The organism is Streptomyces sp. NPDC021212 (genome assembly GCF_044332925.1).
Lineage (GTDB): Bacteria > Actinomycetota > Actinomycetes > Streptomycetales > Streptomycetaceae > Streptomyces.
The window spans coordinates 1-3,388 of record NZ_JBIRPZ010000041.1 but is presented as its reverse complement, the minus strand read 5'-3'; the positions used below and the strand labels follow the sequence as shown (position 1 = coordinate 3,388).

Annotated in this window: 1 protein-coding gene; it reads right to left on the bottom strand. The window is 72.0% G+C overall.

Going from position 1 to position 3,388, the window contains the following annotated elements:
• On the bottom strand, positions 1 to 3,323 hold a 3,323-nt coding region (locus ACH4SI_RS42055; RefSeq protein WP_398306376.1), incomplete at its 3' end, for an SDR family NAD(P)-dependent oxidoreductase.
• Positions 3,324 to 3,388: the final 65 nt, after the last annotated feature.

The window sequence follows — 3,388 nt, the reverse complement described above, 5'->3', positions numbered from 1 at the left end:
ACCGGGAACGACGAAAGCCCATCACCACCCGAAACCAACATCTCCCACAAACCCTCAGGAGAGACCACACCACCCGGAAACCGACACCCCATACCGACAACCGCGATCGGATCTTCGGCGTCGTCGGACGCATGAGGGGGAGCCTGCGGCGAGGGGGCGATGTCCGGCCCGGGGATCTCCCCCACCACCTGTTCGCGCAGGAACCCTGCCAGCGCGGAGGGGGTCGGGTGGTCGAAGACCAAAGTGGCGGGCAGCGGCAGGGCGGTGGCGTTGGTCAGCCGGTTGCGCAGGTCGACCGCTGTGAGGGAGTCGAAGCCGAGGTCCTTGAACGCTCGGCCGGGGTCGATCGTCGCGGACGAGGAGTGCCCGAGCACGGTGGCGACCTGGGACTGGACCAGTGTCAGCAGCATCCGGTCCTGCTCGGCCGCCGAACGGCCACGCAGCCGCCGTGCCAGCTCGCCGTCGTCCCCGGCTCCGAGATCGGCGGCGGGGGTACGCGCAGCGGCCACCTCGGGCAGATCGCCGATCAAGGCGCTGGGGCGGGTGAATGTCATGGCGGCCGCGAAGCGTTCCCAGTCGACGTCGACCACGGTCTGGCACACCCGGCCGCCACCGAGCACCTGCTGCAGGGCTGCGATGGCCAGGTCCGGGTCCAGCACGCGCACACCCAGTCGGCGGAAGTGCTCCGCCGCCACGCCGTCGGCGGCCATGCCATCGCCGCCCCACGGCCCCCAGGCCACCGACGTGGCCGCCAGCCCCAGACCGCGGCGGTGTTGCGCCAGAGCATCCACGTATGCGTTGGCGGCGCCGTAGGCCGCCTGACCCACGTTCCCCACCACACCGGCGATGGACGAGAACAGGACGAAGGCGTCGAGGTCACGATCGGCCGTCAGGTCGTGCAGATGGCGCGCGGCGTCCGCCTTCGCCGCCAGCACGCGTGCCAGCCGCTCCGGGGTCAGCCCCTCCACCACACCGTCATCGAGGATCCCGGCAGTGTGAACGATTCCGGTCAGCGGTGCCTCTTCCGGGATGCCGTCCAGCACCGCCCGTACGGCCTCGCGGTCGCCGACGTCACAGGCCGCGAACGCGACTTCGGCGCCCAAGTCGGCCAGCTGGCGGCGCAGTTCCTCCGCGCCGGGCGCCTCGGCACCCCGACGGGACACCAGCAGCAGGCGCGCAGCACCGCGAGCAGCCAGCCAGCGGGACACCAGCCCGCCCAGGGCACCCGTACCACCGGTCACCAGCACCGTGCCACGCGGCTCCCAGCTCTCTCCCCGCGCGGCACCGGCCCCGTCCCGTACCAGCCGGGCCGCGAACACACCCGAAGGCCGTACGGCCACCTGATCCTCGCCACCGGGCGCCGCGAGCACGGACACCAGCCGCGTCAAGCTGTGCTCGTCGGCGTCCTCCGGTACATCGACCAGACCGCCCCACCGCTCCGGCTGCTCCAACGCCACCGTCCGGCCCAGTCCCCACAACTGAGCTCCCACCGGATTCAGCAGCCGCTCGCCAGAAGCCACCGACACCGCCGCACGCGTCACACACCACACACGTGCCGCGATGCCGGAATCCCCCAGCGCCTGCACCAAGGTCAACGTCGTGGCGGTCGAGCCCGCCAAGGACACGACCCCCATCACCGTCTCGGTGTCCTCGGCTCGGATCTTCGCGGCCAGGGACTCGCGCGTATCGTCGGCGGCCACCGGCACGACGGTCGTCCGAGCGCCCGCGACTCGCAGCCTCCGCACGCACTGGTCCGTGAAGTCGTCGTCCGCCCGGTCCGGGACGGCCACCAGCCAAACGCCCCGCAACCGGTTCGTCGCCGCCACGGTCACGGGCTTCCACCGCACCCGGTACAACCAGCCCGAGAGCAGCGACTCCTCGCGGTGCCGCAGGCGCCAGTTCGAGAGCACCGGCAGCACGGTGTCCAAAGGCGCGGCCGGCTCCACCCCCAACTGTCCGGCCAGGGACTCCGCATCGCCCTGTTCGACCAGGTCCCAGAACCGCTGTTCGGTCCTGCCGGACTCCACGGCCGCTTCCGCCGGAAGCTCCCGGTCCGGCAGCCAGAACCGCTGCCGCTGGAAGGCGTACGTCGGCAGATCCACCCGCTGGGCGCCGGTCCCGGCGAACACGGCGGCCCAGTCGACCCGCGCTCCGCGGACGAACAGCTCCGACACCGCCGCCATGAGCGTCTCGGGCTCGGGGCGGCCCTTTCGTAGCGCTGACACTGCCACAGCGGTGTCCGCCTCGGACCGAGCCAGCCCGGTGAGCACCGGATCGGGGCCGAGCTCCAGCAGCCGGGACGCTCCCTGTTCGGCCGTCGCGGTCGTCAGCGCGGCGTGAAAACGCACCGGCCGGTGCACCTGGCGGACCCAGTACTCCGGGGTAGCCCACTCCTCTGTGGTCACCGGCTCGCCGGTGACCGTGCTGATCGCTCGCGTATGGGGATCGTGGTAGGTGATCCCGGCGGCGACCTGGGCGAACTCGTCGAGCATCGGCCGCATCAGGGGCGAGTGGAACGCGTGACTCACGCGCAGCCGGGAGACGCGGCACCCTCGCCCGCGCGCGATGTCCATCGCTTGCGCCACCATGTCCTCGGCACCGGAGATCACGGTCGCCGAGGGGCCATTGACGGCGGCGATCGCGACCTGGCCTGCTCCGGCGAGGCCGTTCAGGATTTCCAGCACGTCGGTCTCGGTGGCCTGGATGGCGGCCATCGCGCCCCCGCCAGGCAGGGCTTGCATCAAACGGGCCCGGGCGGCGACCAGCCGCGCGGCGTCGGCCGATGCGAACACCCCGGCCGCGTAGGCGGCGGCGAACTCACCGATCGAGTGGCCGAGCAGCAGGTCCGGCCGCATACCCCACGAGCGCAGCAGCTCCACGAGCGCGACCTGCACCGCGAACAGGGCGGGCTGGGCATAGCCGGTACGGTCCAGCAGGTCCGCCTCGGCGGAGCCCTCGGCTGCGAACAGTACGTCCCGCAGTGGGGCATCGAACCCGGCGGCGCCTTCCAGTTCGGTGTTCAGGTGGCCGCACACCTCGTCCAGGGCTTGGGCGAACGCCGGGAACCGGTCGTAGAGTTCGCGGCCCATGCCGATGCGCTGGCTGCCCTGCCCGGTGAACGTCCAGGCCGTCCGGCCCTTGCTGACCGCTCCGGTCACCACGAAGGTGTCCGGGTCGGCCGCCTCGGTCTCGTCGGCCTCGGCGGACAGCACCGTCCCGTCGGACAGGCGAATCATGCCGGTGTGCAGGGCCGCCCCGTGGGTGCCGAGTACGACGGCGCGGTGTTCCAGGGCCGCGCGGGTCGTCGCCAGCGAGAAGCCCACGTCGACCGGGGATCGATCCTGCGGTCCCCGCTCATCGAGGAAGCATGCGAGGCGGCCTGCCTGTG